The organism is Paraburkholderia ferrariae NBRC 106233 (assembly GCF_000685035.1).
Classification (GTDB): domain Bacteria; phylum Pseudomonadota; class Gammaproteobacteria; order Burkholderiales; family Burkholderiaceae; genus Paraburkholderia; species Paraburkholderia ferrariae.
Genome location: NZ_BAYB01000016.1, coordinates 1 through 20720 on the forward strand (window position 1 = coordinate 1; position 20720 = coordinate 20720).

Consider the following 20720-nt stretch of genomic DNA (forward strand, 5'->3'; position numbering starts at 1 on the left):
CACGATCTGGCGCAAGGGTCAGACGCGCGACCTGCCGATCACGATTGCCGAAATGCAGAGCGACAAGTCCGCGAAGGCGGACCAGAAGTCGGCGCCGCAGCCCAAGCCGAGCGCTTCGAACGCGCTTGGCCTTTCGGTGGTCGATATCCCGTCCGACCAGCTCGCGCAGTTGAAGATCAAGAGCGGCGTGCAGGTGGATTCGGCCGACGGCCCGGCGGCGCGTGCCGGCCTGCAAAAGGGCGACATCATCCTGCGCGTGGGCGACACCGACATCACGGGCGCGAAGCAGTTCGAGGAAGTCACCGCGCATCTCGATCCGCAGAAGATGGTGGCGGTGCTCGTGCGGCGCGGCGACAACACGCAGTTCGTGCCGATCCGCCCGCGCGCGGCGGGACAGAAGTGAGCGAGGGACGCGCGCAGCTCGTGCTGTACGGCCGCGCGTGGTGCCATCTCTGCGAAGACATGCGCGCGGCGGTCGAGCCGCTGGCTGCGGCGGCGCGCGCGCACCTGGAGGTTATCGACGTCGATTCCGACCCCGCATTGCAGGCGCGCTACGACGAACTCGTGCCGGTGCTGGTGTGTGACGGTGTCGAGCTTTGCCACTATCGTCTGGACGAAGCGCGTCTGCGCGAGGCGCTCGGACTGGGAGGCTGAGGCCGGGGCTGGCCCCGGTCGAGGCGCGCTGCCGGTTGAACCTCGCCGGCCAAACCTCGCCGGGCGCCCCTCGCCGGGCGCCCCCCTTTTCGGCTAAAATAGTCCGGTTTTTCATCTGCTTACGAGGCGTGCTCTGCTTTTCGTTCGGGGCGCGCCTTTTTGCTTGATCGGCACTCAATGGATCATATTCGTAACTTCTCGATCATTGCGCACATCGACCACGGCAAGTCGACGCTCGCCGATCGCATCATCCAGTTGTGCGGCGGCCTGTCCGACCGCGAGATGGAAGCCCAGGTGCTCGACTCGATGGATCTCGAGCGCGAGCGCGGCATCACCATCAAGGCGCAGACCGCCGCGCTCACCTACAAGGCGCGCAACGGCGAGGTCTACAACCTGAACCTCATCGACACGCCGGGCCACGTGGACTTCTCCTACGAGGTGAGCCGCTCGCTCTCCGCGTGCGAGGGGGCGCTGCTCGTCGTGGATGCGAGCCAGGGCGTCGAGGCGCAGACCGTCGCGAACTGCTACACGGCCATCGAGCTCGGCGTGGAAGTCGTGCCGGTGCTCAACAAGATCGACCTGCCCGCGGCCAATCCCGAGAACGCGATTGCCGAGATCGAGGACGTGATCGGCATCGACGCCACCGACGCCACGCGCTGCAGCGCGAAAACGGGCCTCGGCGTGGAAGACGTGCTCGAAGCGCTGATCGTGAAGGTGCCGCCGCCCGAGGGCGACCCCGAGGCACCGCTGCAGGCGCTCATCATCGACTCGTGGTTCGACAACTACGTGGGCGTGGTGATGCTCGTGCGCATCGTCAACGGCACGCTGCGCCCGAAAGACAAGATCAAGCTGATGGCCACCGGCGCGCAATATCCGGTCGAGCACGTGGGCGTGTTCTCGCCGAAGTCGCGCAATCTCGAGTCGCTGTCGGCGGGGCAGGTGGGCTTCATCATCGCCGGCATCAAGGAACTGGCGGCGACGAAGGTGGGCGACACCGTCACCCATACGGCCAGGCCGGCCGCCGAGCCGCTGCCGGGCTTCAAGGAAGTGAAGCCGCAGGTGTTCGCGGGCCTCTATCCGGTCGAGGCGAACCAGTACGACGCGCTGCGCGAGTCGCTCGAAAAGCTCAAGCTGAACGACGCCTCGCTCCAGTACGAGCCGGAAGTTTCGCAGGCGCTGGGCTTTGGTTTCCGCTGCGGCTTCCTCGGCCTCCTGCACATGGAGATCGTCCAGGAGCGGCTCGAGCGCGAGTTCGACATGGACCTCATCACCACGGCGCCGACCGTGGTGTACGAGGTGGTGCAGGCCGACGGCAGCCAGATCAAGGTCGAGAACCCGGCGAAGATGCCGGAGCCTTCGAAGATCGAAGAGATCCGCGAGCCGATCGTGACCGTGAACCTGTACATGCCGCAGGACTACGTGGGTTCGGTCATCACGCTCTGTACGCAGAAGCGCGGCAACCAGATCAACATGCAGTACCACGGCCGCCAGGTGCAGCTCACCTACGAAATCCCGATGGCCGAAATCGTGCTCGACTTCTTCGACCGCCTGAAGTCGGTGTCGCGCGGCTACGCCTCCATGGACTACGAGTTCAAGGAGTACCGCACGTCGGATGTCGTGAAGGTCGACATGCTCATCAACGGCGACAAGGTCGATGCGCTGTCCATCATCGTGCACCGTTCGCAGTCGCAGTACCGCGGCCGCGAAGTGGCGGCGAAGATGCGCGAGATCATCCCGCGCCAGATGTACGACGTGGCGATCCAGGCGGCCATCGGCGCGCACATCATCGCGCGCGAGAACATCAAGGCGCTGCGCAAGAACGTGCTGGCCAAGTGCTATGGCGGCGACATCACGCGTAAAAAGAAGCTGCTCGAAAAGCAGAAGGAAGGCAAGAAGCGGATGAAGCAGGTGGGCTCCGTGGAAATCCCGCAGGAGGCCTTCCTTGCGATCCTGCGTGTCAAAGACAAATAAGGCTGCCGCGGCACATTGCATTACGTTGAATAACGGATAACTACATGAATTTTGCGCTGATCCTTTTTGTGCTCGTGATCGTGACGGGCATCGCGTGGGTTGCAGACAAGCTCGTTTTCATGCCGCGCCGGCGCCTCGCCGCCGACGCAGCCGTGGCGGAGTTCGATCGCCAGCAGGCGCGCGTCGGCGAGCGCTTCGCCGACGAAAACGCGGCCACGACGCGCCAGACCCTGCGCAACGACAAGCTGCGCCAGCCGTGGTGGCTCGAATACACGGCAAGCTTTTTCCCCGTGATCCTGATCGTGTTCCTCGTGCGCTCGTTCGTGGTGGAGCCGTTCAAGATTCCGTCGGGTTCGATGGTGCCCACGCTGCTCGTGGGGGACTTCATCCTCGTGAACAAGTTCGACTACGGCATCCGCCTGCCGATCACGAACACCAGGATCACGCAGGGCCGTCCGCTAGAGCGCGGCGACGTGGTCGTGTTCCGTTATCCGAAGGACGAGTCGGTTGACTACATCAAGCGCGTGATCGGCCTGCCGGGCGACGTGGTGGCGTATCAGGACAAGCAGCTCACGATCAACGGCCAGCCCGTGCCCGAGACGCCGCAGCCCGACTACTTCGACGAAGAGCGCATTGGCTACGCGAAGCAGTACACCGAGGATCTGTTCGGCCGCAAGAACAACATTCTCAACAATCCCGCCGTGCCGCCCTTCATCATCGGCGCCGAAGACTACCCGTATCGCGACAACTGCCAGTACAACGCGCGCGGCGTGATCTGCAAGGTGCCCCCGGGCAACTACTTCATGATGGGCGATAACCGCGACAACAGCGCCGACAGCCGCTACTGGGGCTTCGTGCCCGACGCGAACCTCGTGGGCCGCGCCTTCTTCGTCTGGATGAACTTCAGCAATCTGAAGCGCATCGGTGTGTTCCATTGACGAGCGCGGCGCAACGCGGCTGCGTTGCGCAGGCTTCGTACAGCGTTAGTACAGCGCGCAGGGTGTTCGCACACCACTTGAAGAACCCGCGCTAACTTCGCAACATCCACGCTTTTTCGCCGTCCGCCCCGGGTTTTCGCCGGGGCGGGCGGGCGCGTTATACTCTGTCCATGCCCCTATCTCCGCTGGAAAGCCGGCTGCGCTACGAATTTCGCAATGCGGAATTGTTGCGCCAGGCTTTGACCCACCGCAGTCACAGTGCCACGCATAACGAACGCCTCGAGTTCCTCGGCGATTCGGTTCTGAATTGCGCGGTGGCGGCGCTATTGTTCCAACGTTTTGGCAAGCTGGACGAAGGCGACCTCTCGCGCGTGCGCGCGAACCTGGTCAAGCAACAGTCGCTTTACGAGATCGCTCAGGCCCTCAATATCGCCGACGGCCTGCGTCTGGGCGAGGGCGAACTGCGCAGCGGCGGCTTCCGCCGCCCGTCGATCCTCGCAGACGCGCTGGAAGCCATCTTCGGCGCCATCTTCCTCGACGGCGGCTTCGACGCCGCGCAGACGGTCATCAAGCGCCTTTACGTGCCGATCCTCGATCACATCGACCCGCGCACGCTCGGCAAAGATTCCAAGACGCTGCTCCAGGAGTACCTGCAGGGGCACAAGATCGCGCTGCCCACCTATACCGTCATCGCCACGCATGGTGCGGCGCACAATCAGCAGTTCGAAGTCGAATGCACGGTGCCGAAGCTGGACGTGAAGGTGTCCGGCTCGGGCGCGAGCCGTCGCGCCGCCGAGCAGGCAGCGGCCAAGAAGGCGCTCGACGAGGTGATGGCGGCCGCCCCGGCACTGGCCGCCAAGCCGCGCCGCTCGAAGGGCGCGCGTGCGCCCAGGCCCGAACCGGAGGTGGTGCCGGGCGTGACCGGCGTGCAGGGCGCGCTGGATCTGCGTGCGCCCGAGCGCCGCGAACGCGCTTCGCGCGGCGAGCGCCAGAGCGTGCCGCCCGAACTGAACGACAAAGTTCCGCTGCCGCAGGCGGCGCCGCTGGCCGTCATTCGTGCGGCGCACGTGCAGGAGCGCCCGGGCGAGAAGCCGCCCGAGCGGGTGGGCGAGAAGGCCGAGCGCCCGAACGCCTCGAAAGCCGATACGCCCCTGCGCGCCGTCGAGCGCGCCGAAGCCAGCGCACAGAGCGCATCAGGCGCACAAAGCGCACAATTTCCCGAATCGCGTCCGGCGTCGCGCAGCCGCGATGCCGCAGACAGTCCGTCGTCCGGCCCGCTGCCTGGCCAGGGCGCCGCTTCCGCCGCCGAAGCGGAGCATGCCGACGCGCTGCCCGTGCGCGCCGCCGACGCCGGCCACTGACCCCGAAGCCGTGCGCGCCTCGCGCGCGGCCGCCGCACTCAACGCGCACTCAACGTTTTCTTGCACGGTCCGATCATGAACGCACCCACTTCCACTCCTGCCGGTTTTCGCTGCGGCATGGTCGCGATCGTCGGCCGGCCGAACGTCGGCAAATCGACGCTGATGAACGCCCTCGTCGGCCAGAAGATCAGCATTACCTCGCGCAAGGCGCAGACCACGCGCCACCGCATCACCGGCATCAACACGACCGACGACGCGCAGTACATCTTCGTCGACACGCCGGGCTTCCAGACCCGCCACAGCACGGCGCTCAACCGTTCGCTCAACCGCGCGGTGACCTCCACGCTGAGTTCGGTCGATGCCGTGCTCTTCGTGATCGAGGCGGGCAAGTTCGGCCCCGACGACCAGAAGGTGCTGGACCTGATTCCGCCCAACGCGCCCACGCTGCTCATCGCGAACAAGATCGACCGCGTGAACGACAAGGCCACGCTCTATCCGTTCATCGAAGAGGTGCAGAAGCTGCGCGACTTCCGCGAGATCGTGCCGCTTTCGGCGAAGAATTCCGACGACATCAAGCGCCTGCTCGACACGCTCAAGCCGTATCTGCCCGAAGGCGAGCCGATTTACGGCGAAGACGATCTCACCGACCGCAGCGAACGCTTCCTCGCGGCCGAGATCCTGCGCGAGAAGGTGTTCCGCTGGACCGGCGACGAACTGCCGTACACGAGCACCGTCGTCATCGACAAGTTCGAGCAGGAAGGGCGGCTGCGCCGCATTTTCGCGACGATCCTCGTCGAGCGCGATACCCAGAAGGCGATGGTGATCGGCCAGAAAGGCGCGAAGCTCAAGCAGATCAGCACCGAAGCGCGGCTTGACATGGAGAAGCTGTTCGACGGCCCCGTTTATCTCGAAACCTTCGTGAAGGTGAGAAGCGGCTGGGCCGACAACGAAGCCGGGCTGCGCGCCTATGGGTATGAATGACGGCGAGGCCGTAAGCCTGCACGATACGTCTCCGGCAATCGATGCCGGCGACGAGGACGCCGCATTGGCGCCCCCCGCCGTACCGAGGCCGGCCGCGCCGAGGCCGGCCCCAGCGCGCCGCCGCGCGAAAGCGCAGTCGCCGCGCGCCGATCAGGGCCGCGAAGGCGAGGCGCCCCAGCCGCCGCGGCGCCGCGGCGCATCGCCGGATTTTCGCGTCGCCGAGCAGCCCGCCTTCGTGCTGCACAGCTACCCGTACCGCGAAACCAGCCTCATCATCGACGTGCTCACGCGCGACCACGGCCGCATCGCGCTCGTCGCCAAGGGCGCGAAGCGTCCGCATTCGGCCTTGCGCGGCGTGCTGCAAACCTTCCAGCCGCTCACGCTTTCGTGGACGGGCAAGGGCGAAGTGCGCACGCTCACCGGCGCCGAGTGGGTGGGCGGCATGCTGCCGCTCACCGGCGACGCGCTGCTGTGCGGCTTCTACGTGAACGAATTGCTCGTGAAGTTCTGCGCGCGCGAAGACCCGCATCCCGACCTCTTCCGCCATTATGTCGTCACGCTCACGCGTCTTGCGCACGACGAACCGCCCGTGCAGGTGCTGCGCTCGTTCGAGCGCGTGCTGCTGCGCGAGACCGGCTATGCGCTCGCGCTGAGCCGCACGGTGAACCGCAGGACGGTGGTGGCGGAAGGCCGCTACGTGTTCGATCCGGAACGCGGCGTGCGCGAGGCATCGGACGAATGGCCGGCGCAGTGGCCGGTATTGTCGGGCCAAACGTTGCTCGACATGGAGCAGGACGATTACCATCATCCTCAGACCGTCGCGCAGAGCAAGGCGCTGATGCGTTTCCTGCTGAACACTTACCTTGGCGGCACGCCGCTCGCGACGCGCCAGATCCTGATCGACCTGCAGAACTTATGAGCTTCTTTCTCACTTCGCCCAACGTGATCGATCTCGGTGTGAATATCGACCACGTCGCCACGCTGCGCAACGCGCGCGGCACCGCCTATCCCGATCCGATCCGCGCGGCGCTGCTTGCCGAAGACGCGGGCGCCGACGTCATCACGCTGCATCTGCGCGAGGACCGCCGCCATATCGTCGATGCCGACGTGCGTGCGCTGCGTCCGCTCCTGAAGACGCGCATGAATCTCGAATGCGCGGTGACGGCCGAGATGCTCGACATCGCGTGCGAGATCAAGCCCCAGGACGTGTGCCTCGTGCCCGAAAAGCGCCAGGAGCTCACGACCGAAGGCGGCCTCGACGTTGCCGGCCACTTCGACGCCGTGAGCGCCGCCTGCCGGCAGCTTGCGGAAGCGGGCATCCGCGTCTCGCTCTTCATCGACCCGGACGAAACGCAGATCCGCGCGGCGCACGAGACCGGCGCGCCGGTGATCGAGCTGCACACCGGCCGCTATGCCGAAGCGCACGATGCCGGCGAGCAGGCGCGCGAGTACGAGCGCGTCGTGGTGGGGGTGAACTGCGGCATCGGCCTGGGGCTCAAGGTCAACGCGGGCCACGGCCTGCACTACACGAACGTGCAGCAGATCGCGGCGATCGACGGCATCGACGAGCTCAACATCGGGCACGCGATCGTGGCGCACGCGGTCTTCGCGGGCTGGGAGAACGCCGTGCGCGAGATGAAGGCGATCATGGTCGCCGCGCGTCTTGGCGCGCGCGCGTAATTCGCGGTTTTTGCCAGTGCTCTTGGGCACTGCGCTTTTGCCACTGCTTTTGTCACCCTCGCTGGGCGCCGCGTCGAGCGCGCGCGACAGCCGCGGTGCGTCAACGAGGAGCCTATGGCGATCTACGGCATCGGTACCGACATCATCCAGGTGAGCCGCGTCGCGGCGGTCATGGAGCGCACCAACGGGCGCTTCGCTTCGCGCGTGCTGGGCCCGGACGAACTGGCTGTCTACGAGGCGCGCAACGCGCGCTCGGCCGTGCGCGGGCTCGCCTATCTCGCCACGCGTTTTTCGGCCAAGGAGGCGTTCTCCAAGGCCATCGGGCTCGGCATCCACATGCCCATGACCTGGCGCTCGGTGCAAACGCTCAACGAACCGGGCGGCAAGCCCGTGATGGTGACTTCCGGGCCGCTCGCGCAGTGGCTCGACGAGCGCGGCATTTCGATGCGCGTGACCTTGAGCGACGAGAACGACTACGCCGTGTCGTTCGTGATCGCGGAAACCGACAAAACGCCGGGCTGACGGTTTGGCCGGCCCGGCGATTTTCCCGCCGCACGGCCCGCGCCGTGCAGCTTCTACCCAAGACTGATCGATGAAGAATCTCCACGGACCGGTGATGCTCGACGTGGTCGGCAAGACGCTGACCGAAGACGACGTGCGCCGCCTGGCCCACCCCATGACCGGCGGCGTGATCCTGTTCGCGCGCCACTACGAAAACCGCGCGCAGCTCGTGGCGCTCACCGACGCGATTCGCGCCGTGCGCGAGAACCTGCTGATCGCCGTCGATCACGAAGGCGGCCGGGTGCAGCGCTTTCGCACCGATGGTTTCACGGTGCTCCCCGCGATGGGCCGCCTCGGCGAGCTGTGGGACAAGGACGTGCTGCTCGCGACGAAACTGGCCACAGCCGTGGGCTATATCCTCGCAAGCGAATTGCGCGCCTGCGGCATCGACCTCTCGTTCACGCCGGTGCTCGATCTCGGCTACGGTCAGTCGAAGGTGGTGGGCGACCGTGCATTCCATCGCGATCCGCGCGTGGTCACGCTGCTGGCGAAGAGCCTGAACCACGGTCTCGCGCTCGCGGGCATGGCGAACTGCGGCAAGCACTTTCCGGGGCACGGCTGGGCCCAGGCGGACTCGCACGTGGCCGTGCCGATCGACGACCGGCCGCTCGAGGCGATTCTCGGCGAGGACGCCATGCCTTACGACTGGCTGGGCCTCTCGCTCGCGGCGGCGATGCCGGGTCACGTGATCTATCCGAAAGTGGACTCGAAGCCGGCGGGTTTCTCGCGCATCTGGGTGCAGGAGATCCTGCGCGGCAAGCTGCGCTTCGCCGGCGCGGTCTTCAGCGACGATCTTTCGATGGAAGCCGCGCGCCAGGGCGGCACGCTGGCCGAGGGCGCGCGCGCCGCGCTCGAAGCGGGCTGCGACATGGTGCTGATCTGCAACCAGCCCGACGAGGCGGAAAAGGTGCTGGACGAACTGCGCGCGGTCGCGCCGCGCTATCCCGCGAAGGAAGCGGCCAGGCGCATCCGGCGCCTGAAGGCGCGCGGCAAGGCGCTGCGCTGGGACAGGCTCATTGCGGAGCCGGCGTATCTTTCCGCGCAGGCGCTGCTGCGTAGCGTGTTGCCGTAACGAAGCACAAAGCGCGCTTCAAAGCGAAAGCGCGCGCCCAGGCAAATGGCCGCCCACCGGGGCGGCCATTTGCATTCTTGCGAGCTTTATCCGCGCGAGAAGCTCAGTTCAGGCGCATGCGCTGAAGCTTGTTGTAGAGCGTCTTCGGACTGATGCCGAGCAGCGAGGCCGCACGATGCCGCGTACCGCCCACTGCGTCGAGCGTCGCGCGGATCAACATCTCTTCCACGTCGGCGAGCGGCGTGCCCACCGTCACCTGGACGCGGCCGCCGTTCACCTCGCGCGTGGGCGCGCCGCTGCTTTCCTCGGCCTGGAGGGTTTCCAGCACGTCGCCGGAGGCTTCCCAGGCGCGCCGCACGCGCTCCTGCAACTCGCGCACGTTGCCGGGCCAGTCGTAGGCGAGGCATTCGCGGATAAAGGCCGGCGCAATCAGGCGCGTTCCGGCGGTGCCGCGCGTCTGCGCATCGAGATTGAGTTCGTCCACCCAGGCGGTGGCGAGCAGCGCCGCGTCTTCCTCGCGCTCGCGCAGCGGCGGCAAGAGGAGGGCGGCCGCATCGAGGCGCAGCCACAGCTCCTCGTTGAGAATGCCCTGTGCCACGGCGTCGCGCGGCACCGAGCGCGTGGCCGCGATCAGGCGGAAGTCCGTGCCCACCTCGTTGTTGCCGCCCACGCGCATGAAGGTCTGCGAATCGAGCGCGCGCAACAAAGCTTCCTGCTGATCGGGCGGCAGATCGGTGAGTTCGTCGATGAAGAGCGTGCCGCCGTTCGCTTCGGCCACGAGACCCGCTTCGCGCTGCTCCGCGCCGTCGAACGCACCGCGTTCGTGGCCGAACAGCACGCTCTCGAGCGGCCGGTCACCGGCGGCTTGCGCGCCGGCTGCGCGCGCGTCGTAGACGACGAACGGGCCCTTGCGTCGGCGGCTCAGTTGATGCAGCGTGCGCGCGGCCACCTCCTTGCCGGTGCCGGCCTCGCCATGGACGAGGATGGCAGCTTCGGAGGGCGCGAGCTGTTCGAGCGTGTCGTACACGCGCTGAATCGAACTGCTGCGCCCGAGCATCGGCCCGAAGCGGCCGATCTGGCGCAGCAGCGTGCGCAGCATCCGCACTTCCTCGGTGAGCTCGTAGGGGCGCGGGATGCGCGCGAGCAGGCTGCGCAGGCGCGGGATGTTGACCGGCTTGAGCAGATAGTCCCAGATGCCGTGGCGCAGGCCCTCGATCGCGCTTTCGACGGTGGCGTTGCCGGTCATGACGATGACGGGCAGCGCGCCGCCCGGCTGCGCCGGCAGATGCGGGAGCAGTTCGAGGCCGCCGCCGTCCGGCAGGTTCAGGTCAACGAGCACCACGTCCGGGATGAAGCGCGCAAGCGCGCCACGGGCTTCGGCAAGCGTGGCCGCGGTGTCGACGGAGAAGCCGTCGGCGGCCAGGATCGCGGACAGGCCGGACAGGCTGTTGGGATCGTCTTCGACAATCAGGGCGTGTGGCATGGCGAGGCGGCGTGGCGAAGAAGTGGAGGCGGAAGCTCCCGCGGCGCAGTCCGGATGCGCAATGGCATGCCGGGCCCGTGCGGCGCGGCAGCTTCCAGCGGGCAAACTTGATGCAGGCGTTTCAGATCCGGTCCTCCAGGATGGCAGCGACGTGGCAACGCCGCCCGCGCGCAGCGGGCGGGCGGCCGCGCCACGCGGCCGTACAACCCCCATGCATCCGGCAAGCGGCGGGGGCCGTACGATGCGTGCCCCTCGCGCGTCACTCGCGCGGCCGATTGGCCTCGATCCAGCGCCGCACTTCCAGCTCGGCTTCGTCACGGGTCTTGCCGTAACGTTCCTGGATCAGCCCGGCGAGCCGGTCGGCGTGCCCTTCGGCCTTGATCAGCTCGTCGTCCGTCAGCTCGCCCCAGGCGGCCTTGGCCTTGCCGATCAACTGCTTCCACTTGCCTTCAGCGATGTCATTGTTCATGGGTTTCTCCCGTTGGGTTGCGTCGCCTGGCAATGTTTTGCGACGACAGAGCCCAAGCCAGCAGAAACCGTGCCGCGGGTAGCGCCTTGCCGGAGAGCCCAGCGCCTGGTATGCGCGCAGCATCAACCGGTAGGAATTCCCGCGTCAGTCACAAACATACACGTTTGAGAAAAAAAGAAAAAGCGCCCCGGGGGGCGCTCCTTCACCGCGCATCCAGCCGCCGTGCCTCGGCACGGCATGGCTCGCGCTCAGGCGCGGCTGCGGTATTCGTTCGTGCGCGTGTCGATTTCGATCTTGTCGCCGATGTTGCAGAAGAGCGGCACTTGCAGCTCGAAGCCGGTGTTCAGCTTGGCCTGCTTCATCACCTTGCCCGACGACGTGTCGCCCTTGACAGCCGGTTCCGTGTAGATGATTTCGCGAACCAGCGTGGTCGGCAGTTCGACCGAGATGGCCTTCTCGTTGTAGAACACCACTTCGCAGGCCATGCCGTCTTCGAGGTAGTTCAGGGCGTCGCCCATCATCTCGCCTTCGACTTCGAACTGGTTGTAGTCGGCGTCCATGAACACGTACATCGGGTCGGCGAAGTACGAGTACGTCACTTCCTTGCGGTCCAGCACGACGACGTCGAACTTGTCGTCGGCCTTGTACACGGTTTCCATGCCCGCGCCGGTCAGCAGGTTCTTGAACTTCATCTTCACGACGGCGGCGTTACGGCCCGATTTGTTGTACTCGGCCTTTTGCACGACCATGGCGTCGTTGCCGATCATCACGACGTTGCCGGTGCGGAGTTCCTGTGCGGTCTTCATAAAAAACTGTCCTGTCCAGATTTGAATAACTTCGAGTGTGCTCGACGGCAAACGTCGCAAGCGCGTTCGCAGGGTTCGATTCGACCCGCCCCCGCCGGAAAGCGCAAAAAGGGGCGCGATTGCTGGTGGAATCGCGTGAGTTGAATCGTTTGAATGAACCCGCTTGAAACCCCGCTTGAAACCCTCGCTTGAGACGGCTGCCGTCGGATAACCGCTTATTTTAACTGAGTTTTTGCGAATTCGGCCAGATTTCCGGCAAGGTCGCCAGGCAGCGCGAGTTCCGCGGCCCAACTGGCGGCGCGCGCCGAATAGTTGGGCAAATGGCGGGCGAATGCGGGCCAGTCGGGCGCGCCGCGGCCGTTCCAGGCGTGCCAGAAGCGCCCCAGCACGGCGCGCGCCTCGGCGGACAGCGGCCTCGCGTAGTGTTCGAGGGCCGCGTCGAGTTTGGGCAGATGGGCGTCGTCGGCCTGCGGGTAGATGTGCCAGACGAACGGCCGCGCGGCCCATTGCGCCCGCACGAACGAGTCTTCGCCGCGCACGAAGTTGAGGTCGCTCGCCCACAGCAGGAGGTCGTAGCCGCGCTGCGCGGTGAACGCGAGGCCGTGCGCCCGCAGGGCGCCGCGCGCCGCGTGAGCGCCGGGATCGAACGAGGGCAGGCCGAAAAAGCGCGCCACGGCGCCCGAGATGCGGCCTTGCGGGACCAGCAGGACGATGGGCGTCGCGCTGTCGCGCCATTGGGCGAGCAGGCTGTCGATGGCCGGGTTCTCGTAGGCGAAGAGCGAGATCACGGTGGCGTCGGGGCCGGGCGGCGGCGCGGCGGTCGTATCGCGCCACCAGGCGGCGCGCGCCTCAGGCGAGCGTTCGAAGGCCGCGCGTGCCGCGTCGAGATCGCGTTCCTTGAGCACGCCGCCCGTGCCGGGGCCGAGGCCCGGGAAGAAAAAATGCTTGGTGAGCCGGTAGCGCGGATGCGGCGAGGGCCGCAGGTGGAAGTCGGCCACCCAGTCCTCGGCGCTCAGGTATTCGAGGTTGAACCACACGGGCGCCCGGGTACGCTGGGCCATCGCGGCCACGTAGACGGGCGGCAGCTCGCACGCGAAAGCTTCGATCACGACATCGGCGATCTGCAGCGTTTCGCCCGCATGGCTGGGCGCATGCCAGTGCTCGATTACCACGTCCTCGACGCGCTGCGTGGCCGCAGTCGTGTCGAGCGCGGGGCAGAGCCTCGCGAACGCGTGCAGATCGTCGACGAACACGCGCACCTGCCAGCCGTGCTCGTGCGCAAGCTGGCGCGCGAGGCGCCAGCACACGCCGATGTCGCCGAAGTTGTCGATCACCGCGCAGAAGATGTCGCAGGCGATCTCGTCCGGGGTCGGCGATCCGGTGTTCGGGGGCAGCGAGGTGTCAGAGGCGTCGGGAGTGTGGGGGGCGTCGGTCATGGGGTGCGGGCGGGATGGAGCGGCGCGGTATGATCTAGACTTGCGATTCTAAGACACCGCCGGACCCGCGCGAGGCCGGCATGAACGCGTCGCGGCGCGCGACGCGGCCCGTCCCCCGAATTTCCCGATTCCCTGGATGACCGATTCCGACGTTTTCGACCCGAAGAAGGCGCTGGCGCAACTGCCGCATCTGCCCGGCGTCTATCGCTATTACGACGCGCAGGGCGCGGTGCTCTACGTCGGCAAAGCGCGCGATCTGAAAAAGCGCGTATCGAGCTACTTCACCAAGACGCTGCTTTCGCCGCGCATCGCGATGATGGTCACGCGCATCGCGCGCATCGAGACCACGGTCACGCGCTCCGAGGCCGAAGCGCTGCTGCTCGAAAACAACCTCATCAAGGCGCTCGCGCCGCGCTACAACATTCTCTTTCGCGACGACAAGTCGTACCCGTACCTCAAGCTCACGGGCCACAAGTTTCCGCGCATGGCGTACTACCGCGGGGCCGTCGACCGCAACAACCAGTACTTCGGGCCGTTCCCGAGCGCTTCGGCCGTGCGCGAGAGCATCCAGATCCTGCAGCGCGTGTTCCAGTTGCGCACCTGCGAGGATTCGGTGTTCAACAACCGCACGCGGCCCTGCCTGCTGCATCAGATCGCACGCTGCACGGCGCCGTGCGTGGGCGCCATCGGCGAGGAGGATTACGCGCGCGACGTGAGCAATGCGTCGCGCTTCCTGCTCGGGCGGCAGAACGAGGTGATGAAGGAGCTCGAAACCAAGATGCATGCGTTCGCCGCGGAGCTCAAGTTCGAGCAGGCGGCGGCCGTGCGCAACCAGATGAGCTCGCTTTCGACCGTGCTGCATCAGCAGGCGATCGAGACCGGCAGCGAGAGCGACGTCGATATCCTGGCCGTGGTGGCGCTGGGCGGGCGCGTGTGCGTGAATCTCGCGATGGTGCGCGGCGGGCGGCATCTGGGCGACAAGGCGTATTTCCCGGCGCATGTCGAGCGGGTGTTGACGGACGAGGAGGGCGGCGTTGCGGAAGAGGTGGACAGCGAAGCGGTGCTCGCGGCTTCGGCGCTGACCGCGCTGCCCGCCATGGCGCGGCGGGCGCTGGAGGCGGCGGCCGGCCTTGCGGCGGTGGCGGAGCATGGCGACGAGCCGGCGCAGGGCGCGGCGCCGGACGGGGCGCGCGAAGGTGATGGCGAAGGTGGCGACGAAGGCGCCGATGGCACGCCTGATCCGCTCGCCATTGCCGCGGACCTGCCGCCCGAGACGGAGTCCACGGGCGCGCAGTCTGCGCAAGAGGGCGAAGGCGAACGCGAAGACGCAGCCGACGACGACATTTCGCCATCGGCAGCCGGCCGCAGGCGCCGCACGGCAAACGGCATCGAATCCGAAGTGCTCGACGCCTTCATCGCGCAGCATTACTTCGGCCATCGCGTGCCGCCGGTGCTCGTGGTGAGCCATCCTCCCGCCAACAGCGAACTGGTGGACGTGCTCGCCGGGCAGGCGGGCCACAAGGTCACGCTCCTGCGCCAGCCGCAGGGCCAAAAGCGCGCATGGCTCGCCATGGCCGAGCAGAACGCGCGCCTCGCGCTGGCGCGGCTGCTTTCCGAGCAGGGCTCGCAGCAGGCGCGCACGCGCACGCTCGCGCAACTGCTCGGGCTCGAACTCGACGACCTCGCGCATCTGCGCATCGAGTGCTTCGACATCAGCCATACGATGGGCGAGGCGACCCAGGCATCGTGCGTGGTCTACCACCATCACAAGATGCAGTCGGGCGAGTACCGCCGCTACAACATCACGGGCATCACGGGCGGCGACGACTACGCCGCCATGCGTCAGGTCCTCACGCGCCGCTACGAGAAGATGGTCGCGCAGGCGGCGGCCAACGAGACCGACGCGGGGCAGACGCAACCGGGCGCTGATCCCACCGGCCCGGCCAGCCCCCTGGCGAGCCCCGAAGGCGCCGAGCCGGCGGCGACGGGCGGCCAGTTGCCGAACATCGTGCTGATCGACGGCGGCAAGGGGCAGGTGGAGGTCGCCCGCCAGGTGTTCACCGAACTGGGTCTCGATCCGGCGATGCTGGTGGGCGTGGCGAAGGGGGAGGGCCGCAAGGTGGGCCTGGAAACGCTGGTGTTCGCCGACGGCCGCGCGCCGCTGGAGCTCGGCAAGGAGAGCGCGGCGCTCATGCTGGTCGCGCAGATCCGCGACGAAGCGCATCGGTTCGCGATCACGGGCATGCGGGCGAAGCGCGGCAAGACGCGCCAGACTTCGCGCCTCGAAGAGCTGGAGGGCGTGGGCGCGAAGCGGCGCCAGCGCCTGCTCGCGCGCTTTGGCGGCTTGCGTGGCGTGATGGCGGCGAGCGTGGAGGATCTTGCGAGCGTCGAGGGGATTTCGCGCTCGCTCGCCGAGCAGATCTATCAGCAGCTTCACTGAGACGGCCGGCCCGGCCCGGGGCGCGCACCCGCGCGCCGGTCCCGCCCACCGCTTGCTTGTGGCGGGTGCGGCGACACGGCACAATTGCAAATCCTTTCGACAGACAGCGCCAGCCGATGCCGTTCAATTTCCCCATTCTCCTGACGTGGCTGCGGATCGTGCTGATCCCGCTCGTGGTCGGCGTGTTCTATCTGCCCCAGACGCTGCTGAGCCCGACGCACCAGAACACGGCGGCGATGCTGATCTTCGTGCTGGCGGCGCTCACCGACTGGTTCGACGGTTATCTCGCACGCCGGTGGAACCAGACCTCGTCGTTCGGCGCGTTTCTCGATCCGGTTGCGGACAAGCTGATGGTCACCGCCGCGCTGCTGATCCTCGTGCAGCTCGGGCGGCTCGATGCGGCGATCGCGCTCGTGATCGTCGGCCGCGAAATCGCGATCTCGGCGCTGCGCGAATGGATGGCGCAGATCGGCGCGTCGAAGAGCGTGGCCGTGAATTCGCTCGGCAAGTTCAAGACGGCGTGCCAGATGGTGGCGATCCCCATGCTGTTGTTCTACGCGCCGCTCACAGTCGGCGGGTTCACGCTGTTCGATTCGCGCATCTGGGGCACGTGGCTCATCTATGTCGCCGCCTTCCTCACGATCTGGTCGATGCTCTACTACATGAAGCTCGCGTGGCCGCAGATCCGCGAGCGCGGGAGTTTGTAGGCGCGTTCATCCTCCTGAAAAAAGATTGCGCCGGGGGTTGACACGTTTCAGCGCCTTATACATAATCTCACTTCTCCGCTGCACGGCAATTCAGCAGCAAGCAGATGCGGTGGAGATGGCTGCAGATGTCGGGTAGTAGCAGGAAGAAGTGGGAAAATATGCGGGAGTAGCTCAGTTGGTAGAGCGCAACCTTGCCAAGGTTGAGGTCGCGAGTTCGAGACTCGTCTCCCGCTCCAGAATTCTGGTGCGGTGTTTCAGGCGGTAAAAAGCAGCGCGCCAAAGTCGTACAGCGGTACAAAGCAGCAGGACATGCGGGAGTAGCTCAGTTGGTAGAGCGCAACCTTGCCAAGGTTGAGGTCGCGAGTTCGAGACTCGTCTCCCGCTCCACACGCCCGGGGAAGCAGCGCTTCCCCTTTTGTTTGGCAGGGCTCGTTCGTTCGGGCCATCGAACAAATCTGTCCGGTCGTTGCGGGCGCATGCAGCCTCGCGCACCGGCAGTCCGCTTCTGGCGCGATAGCAAAGCGGTTATGCAGCGGCCTGCAAAGCCGTGTAGGCCGGTTCGACTCCGGCTCGCGCCTCCAGATGCAAAGAAAAGCCACCTTCGGGTGGCTTTTCTTTTTTCCGCGTCGGTCGCTTCGCACGGCGTGCTGCGGCACGGCACAATAGGCGGGTTTCCTGACCCGTCATCGCCATGTCCATTGAACTTCCCGAAGACGCACGCCGCGACGCGATTGCGTCCATCCAGCGCTACTTCGACGCGAACATGGAAGAGCCGATCGGCAACATCGCCGCGGGCGCGCTGCTCGGCTTCTTCCTCGAAGAGATCGCCCCCGCCGTGTACAACAAGGCGATTGCCGACGCGCAGGAAAGCATGCAGGCCCGCATCGTCGATCTCGACATCGATCTGCATGAGGCGCCATTCCAGTACTGGCGCAAGTACGATAAACCCAAAGGCCGCAGGTGAAGCGGGCCGCGGCATAATCGCCCGTCTCCCCTGTTCTACGGAAAGTCCCCATGAATACGCCGTCCTCCACGCAATCTTCCGCTTTGCCGCTCGCGCATCTCGACTGGCGCTGGAAGGCCTTCGGCGCGCTCGAACCGCGCGAGGTCTATGCGATGCTCGAAGCGCGATCGGCGGTGTTCGTGGTGGAGCAGAACTGCGTCTATGGCGATATCGACGGGCTCGACGAGGGCGCGTGGCATCTCTTCGCATGGGATGCGTCGGGCGAGCGTCCCGCGCTCGCGGGCTATCTGCGCGTGCTCCTGCCCGACGCGGGCGACGCCGATGTGCGCATCGGGCGCGTACTGACGACGGCCGGTTATCGCGGCATCAAGCTCGGCAATGCCTTGCTCGAGCGCTCGATTCATCACATCGCGCAGCAATGGCCGGGCGTGCCCATGCGTCTGCATGCGCAGGCCCATCTGCAGAAGTTCTACGGCGCCTTCGGCTTCAAGCCGGTTTCGGACGTGCACGACGAAGACGGCATCCCGCACGTCTGGATGCGCTCGGAATAAGCTTCCGGCCGCGCCCGCCGCTCAGGTGCGCTGCGGCTCGCTGTCGCGGGCGGCGACGACGGGCTTACGCGCGGGCCTGCCGCGCTGGCGCAGGCGCCCGCGTGCCGAGAGCCGCATCCAGTGGCGCAGCGCGACCAGCGCGCCGATCACGCTCATCATCGATCCCGGAATCCACAGCAGCAGGCCGCCGATCTGCTGGTCGCGCATGGGGCTCAGCCACGTGAAGGCGCGACCGCAGATCGAGTACACGGGGTAGAGCTCGTGCGACGTAAAGAAGATGAACGCGCCGAGGATGATCTGCGGCGGAATCGCCGCGATCACGACCAGCACGCGCTTGCCGGGCGCCAGCCGCGCGGGCGGCGCGGACCGCGGATCGAGCACGAGCCACCAGAAGAGCAGGCCGTCGATCACCATGCTCCAGTTCATGATGCGGTAGAGGCGCCAGTCGAGCATCGCGATGAAGTGGATCGGCGAGAGCAGCCAGAAGTAGATCAGCCCGACGAACAGCGTCACGGCGACAACGGGATGCATCACGACGTCGAGCGCGAGGCGCACGGGCCGCGCCGCGAGTGCCGGCCGCACGAAGCGCCGGCGCCACGCGAACGGAATGCCCGCGCGCAAGGCAGCGCCGGGATACGCGAGCGCGATGAAGAACGGCCCCAGGTGATGCAGGACCAGATGCTGCGCGCGGTGCATGAAGAACTCGTGCTCGAAGAAGTAGTCGAGCCGCGTGTGCAGCGCCACGTAGAGCGCGCCGAGTCCGAACCAGAACGAGATGCGCCGCGCGGTCGAAACGCGCGCGTGGCGCTGGCCGCGCACGAACAGGATCGCGGCGAGGGCAAGGGCGATCACGACGGTGGGCGAGGGCTCCCATGGATCGAGCCAGTAGAGCAGGTTCATGGTTCAGGGGCGTGCGGTGGCGGCGTCGAACGGAGCATGGGGGGCCTTCAACCGGCGTTGTCGATCACGCGGCGCACGTCGTGCGCGATGACGTCGGGTGCGTCGTTGTCGGTGGCGAGGAGCCGCGCGTGGCCCTGTGCATCGAATACATAAATGGCCGAGCTATGCGTCACGTCGTAGCTGCCGTCGGGGTTGCGTTTCTCCATCTGGTACGCCACGCGGTAGCGCTTCGCCAGCGATTCGATCTGGCTGTCGCTGCCGGTCAGGCCCAGGATGTGCTGGGGATCGAATGCGCCGACATAGGTGTGCAGCACGGCAGGCGTGTCGCGGTCCGGGTCGACGCTGATGAAGAGTATGCGCAGGTTGCGCGCGTCGGGGCCGAGCTTCGCGATGACCTGCATCAGCCGCGCCAGGGTTTCGGGGCAGACGTCGGGACAGTGCGTGTAGCCGAAGTACACGAGCGCCGTCTGCCCGCTGAAGTTCGCCGCCGTGACCGGGCGGCCGCTGTCGTCGGTCAGGCTGAAGTCGAGATCCGGCAGATGGCCGGTGACGTTCGCGAGCTGCCAGGGATCGGCGGGATGGGAGCAGGCGGCGAGCGCTGCCACGCCGGCCGCCATCGCAATCGCCCCGGCCATCCGCCCGGCAAAATGCACGCAGCGCCGCCATGCCCGCATGGCGGATCTGATCGACACGGAACGCAGGCGGTGGGGGGGCGGGTAGGGCAATGGGTGTCCCGGTATTTCGAATCGTGGTGAGCGACCGGCGGCTTTTCCGCGCCGCTTTGTTCGCGCTTCGTTCAACATGGTGCTGAGACTGTAGCAAAATTGGAGGCGCACTGCCGGAGCGTCCCGTCTTACTTTCTCGAAAATCGCCGGCAGCCGAGGTAAGATGCGCACACTTTCTCCGACGGCCGTGCGCTCGCCAGACGGGGCGCCGAGGGACGAAAAACACGTAATGCAAGTACTACCGGCTGTATTGCCGCCTGATCAGACGGCCTTCTTCTTCGATTTCGACGGCACACTCGTCGAACTCGCGCCCACGCCCGACGGCGTGCTCGTGCGCCCGGACATGCTCGCGCTCGTGCGCGAGCTGCGCCGGTTGACGCACGGCGCGGTGGCGATCGTATCGGGCCGCGGCATCGACAGCATCGACACGTTCCTCGGCATGCCGGACCTGCCGGTGGCGGGCCTGCACGGCGCCGAGCGCCGCGACGCCAATGGCGACACCCAGCGCGTGGGCTTCAACGACGAGCGGCTCCTGCACATGGAGCGGGTGCTCGCGGAAGTGGTGCGCACGCATCCGGGCATGCTGCTCGAGATCAAAGGCGCGGCGCTGGCGCTGCATTATCGTAATGCACCCGAGCACGAACCCGCCGCGCGCGAAGCGACCACGCGTCTGGCCGGCGAATTCGCGCAAGCCTACGTGCTGCAGCCCGGCAAGATGGTCTACGAAATCAAGCCCAAGGACGTGGACAAGGGCCGCGCGCTGCGCGCTTTCCTCGACGAGCCGCCGTTCGCGGGGCGCCGACCGGTGTTCGCCGGCGACGATCTCACCGACGAGAAGGGCTTTGCCGTCGTCAACGCGCAGCACGGCGTTTCGATCAAGGTAGGCGGCGGCGACACGATTGCGCAGACGCGCGCCGAGTCCGTGGACGCGCTGCTCGCCTGGCTGGCGGCGCTCGTCGCGACGATGCGCGCCGCGTAGTGCCTCGCGTAGTGCCTCGCCTCGCCGTAACCTTGAACCTGG

The 20720-nt window shown here is 66.7% G+C and carries 21 protein-coding genes and 3 tRNA genes; 18 read left to right on the forward strand and 6 right to left on the reverse strand.

Annotated features, from left to right (window positions below):
• The 10 genes from BFE01S_RS39305 to nagZ all read left to right on the forward strand — a co-directional run.
• Nucleotides 1-403 (forward strand): PDZ domain-containing protein (locus BFE01S_RS39305; RefSeq protein WP_042337979.1); only part of this gene is annotated, 403 nt, incomplete at its 5' end.
• Complete coding sequence (locus BFE01S_RS39310) at nucleotides 400-654, forward strand: glutaredoxin family protein (RefSeq protein ID WP_028226888.1); 255 nt, start codon at nucleotides 400-402, stop codon at nucleotides 652-654. The genes BFE01S_RS39305 and BFE01S_RS39310, both read left to right, overlap by 4 nt.
• Nucleotides 655-831: 177 nt before the next feature.
• Nucleotides 832-2625 carry a translation elongation factor 4 gene (gene lepA / locus BFE01S_RS19185; protein WP_028226889.1) on the forward strand — a complete coding sequence of 598 codons (1794 nt, stop codon included), beginning with the start codon at nucleotides 832-834 and terminating at the stop codon, nucleotides 2623-2625.
• 44 nt (nucleotides 2626-2669) lie between these two features.
• The gene (lepB, locus tag BFE01S_RS19190) at nucleotides 2670-3563 is read left to right on the forward strand and encodes a signal peptidase I (protein ID WP_028226890.1); all 894 of its coding nucleotides are present in this window, start codon (nucleotides 2670-2672) and stop codon (nucleotides 3561-3563) included.
• A gap of 170 nt (nucleotides 3564-3733) precedes the next feature.
• On the forward strand, nucleotides 3734-4924 hold the full coding sequence (gene rnc / locus BFE01S_RS19195; RefSeq protein ID WP_028226891.1) for a ribonuclease III: 1191 nt from the start codon (nucleotides 3734-3736) through the stop codon (nucleotides 4922-4924).
• Between the two features lie 75 nt (nucleotides 4925-4999).
• A complete protein-coding gene (gene era / locus BFE01S_RS19200; RefSeq protein ID WP_028226892.1) occupies nucleotides 5000-5905 on the forward strand; it encodes a GTPase Era in 906 nt (301 codons plus the stop codon).
• Nucleotides 5892-6824, forward strand: a complete 933-nt coding sequence (recO, locus tag BFE01S_RS19205) for a DNA repair protein RecO (RefSeq protein ID WP_407668228.1) — start codon at nucleotides 5892-5894, stop codon at nucleotides 6822-6824. Before era ends, recO begins: the two co-directional genes overlap by 14 nt.
• Nucleotides 6821-7585 (forward strand): pyridoxine 5'-phosphate synthase, encoded by a 765-nt coding sequence (pdxJ, locus tag BFE01S_RS19210; protein WP_028226894.1) that lies wholly within the window; start codon nucleotides 6821-6823, stop codon nucleotides 7583-7585. Before recO ends, pdxJ begins: the two co-directional genes overlap by 4 nt.
• 114 nt (nucleotides 7586-7699) lie before the next feature.
• Complete coding sequence (acpS, locus tag BFE01S_RS19215) at nucleotides 7700-8107, forward strand: holo-ACP synthase (protein WP_028226895.1); 408 nt, start codon at nucleotides 7700-7702, stop codon at nucleotides 8105-8107.
• Between the two features lie 70 nt (nucleotides 8108-8177).
• Nucleotides 8178-9218 carry a beta-N-acetylhexosaminidase gene (gene nagZ, locus BFE01S_RS19220; protein ID WP_028226896.1) on the forward strand — a complete coding sequence of 347 codons (1041 nt, stop codon included), beginning with the start codon at nucleotides 8178-8180 and terminating at the stop codon, nucleotides 9216-9218.
• Nucleotides 9219-9321: 103 nt separating this feature from the next.
• Here nagZ and BFE01S_RS19225 read toward each other — a convergent pair whose 3' ends face one another.
• The 4 genes from BFE01S_RS19225 to earP form a co-directional block, all read right to left on the reverse strand.
• Nucleotides 9322-10701 (reverse strand): sigma-54-dependent transcriptional regulator, encoded by a 1380-nt coding sequence (locus BFE01S_RS19225; protein WP_028226897.1) that lies wholly within the window; start codon nucleotides 10699-10701, stop codon nucleotides 9322-9324.
• 259 nt (nucleotides 10702-10960) lie between these two features.
• On the reverse strand, nucleotides 10961-11170 hold the full coding sequence (locus tag BFE01S_RS19230) for a CsbD family protein (RefSeq protein WP_028226898.1): 210 nt from the start codon (nucleotides 11168-11170) through the stop codon (nucleotides 10961-10963).
• A 248-nt stretch (nucleotides 11171-11418) separates the two neighbouring features.
• Entirely contained in the window at nucleotides 11419-11976 is a 558-nt protein-coding gene (gene efp / locus BFE01S_RS19235; protein ID WP_028226899.1) for an elongation factor P, read from the reverse strand.
• Nucleotides 11977-12191: 215 nt separating this feature from the next.
• Nucleotides 12192-13412: an elongation factor P maturation arginine rhamnosyltransferase EarP gene (gene earP, locus BFE01S_RS19240; RefSeq protein ID WP_042337980.1), complete on the reverse strand. Its 1221-nt coding sequence runs from the start codon at nucleotides 13410-13412 to the stop codon at nucleotides 12192-12194.
• Nucleotides 13413-13548: 136 nt separating this feature from the next.
• On the opposite strand from earP, the gene uvrC reads away from it, so the two are divergent.
• The 7 genes from uvrC to BFE01S_RS19275 all read left to right on the forward strand — a co-directional run bounded on the left by uvrC (nucleotide 13549) and on the right by BFE01S_RS19275 (nucleotide 18074).
• The gene (gene uvrC, locus BFE01S_RS19245) at nucleotides 13549-15852 is read left to right on the forward strand and encodes an excinuclease ABC subunit UvrC (RefSeq protein WP_028226901.1); all 2304 of its coding nucleotides are present in this window, start codon (nucleotides 13549-13551) and stop codon (nucleotides 15850-15852) included.
• Nucleotides 15853-15968: 116 nt separating this feature from the next.
• Nucleotides 15969-16559, forward strand: coding sequence for a CDP-diacylglycerol--glycerol-3-phosphate 3-phosphatidyltransferase (gene pgsA, locus BFE01S_RS19250; protein ID WP_028226902.1), 591 nt, complete (start codon nucleotides 15969-15971; stop codon nucleotides 16557-16559).
• Nucleotides 16560-16719: 160 nt separating this feature from the next.
• Nucleotides 16720-16795: transfer RNA gene (locus BFE01S_RS19255), tRNA-Gly, on the forward strand.
• 75 nt (nucleotides 16796-16870) lie between these two features.
• A tRNA-Gly gene (locus BFE01S_RS19260) sits at nucleotides 16871-16946 on the forward strand.
• 120 nt (nucleotides 16947-17066) lie between these two features.
• Nucleotides 17067-17140, forward strand: a tRNA-Cys gene (locus tag BFE01S_RS19265).
• Nucleotides 17141-17250: 110 nt separating this feature from the next.
• Complete coding sequence (locus tag BFE01S_RS19270; RefSeq protein ID WP_028226903.1) at nucleotides 17251-17523, forward strand: DUF2164 domain-containing protein; 273 nt, start codon at nucleotides 17251-17253, stop codon at nucleotides 17521-17523.
• Nucleotides 17524-17573: 50 nt separating this feature from the next.
• Nucleotides 17574-18074: a GNAT family N-acetyltransferase gene (locus BFE01S_RS19275; RefSeq protein WP_028226904.1), complete on the forward strand. Its 501-nt coding sequence runs from the start codon at nucleotides 17574-17576 to the stop codon at nucleotides 18072-18074.
• 21 nt (nucleotides 18075-18095) lie between these two features.
• Here the strand turns inward: BFE01S_RS19275 and BFE01S_RS19280 are convergent, their stop codons facing one another.
• Together BFE01S_RS19280 and BFE01S_RS19285 are read right to left on the reverse strand one after the other, a co-directional pair.
• Nucleotides 18096-18974 carry a cytochrome c oxidase assembly protein gene (locus BFE01S_RS19280; protein ID WP_028226905.1) on the reverse strand — a complete coding sequence of 293 codons (879 nt, stop codon included), beginning with the start codon at nucleotides 18972-18974 and terminating at the stop codon, nucleotides 18096-18098.
• A gap of 47 nt (nucleotides 18975-19021) precedes the next feature.
• Nucleotides 19022-19609 carry an SCO family protein gene (locus BFE01S_RS19285; RefSeq protein WP_028226906.1) on the reverse strand — a complete coding sequence of 196 codons (588 nt, stop codon included), beginning with the start codon at nucleotides 19607-19609 and terminating at the stop codon, nucleotides 19022-19024.
• A gap of 319 nt (nucleotides 19610-19928) precedes the next feature.
• Here BFE01S_RS19285 and otsB point away from each other — a divergent pair, with 319 nt between their 5' ends.
• Nucleotides 19929-20678, forward strand: a complete 750-nt coding sequence (otsB, locus tag BFE01S_RS19290; RefSeq protein WP_028226907.1) for a trehalose-phosphatase — start codon at nucleotides 19929-19931, stop codon at nucleotides 20676-20678.
• Nucleotides 20679-20720: the final 42 nt, after the last annotated feature.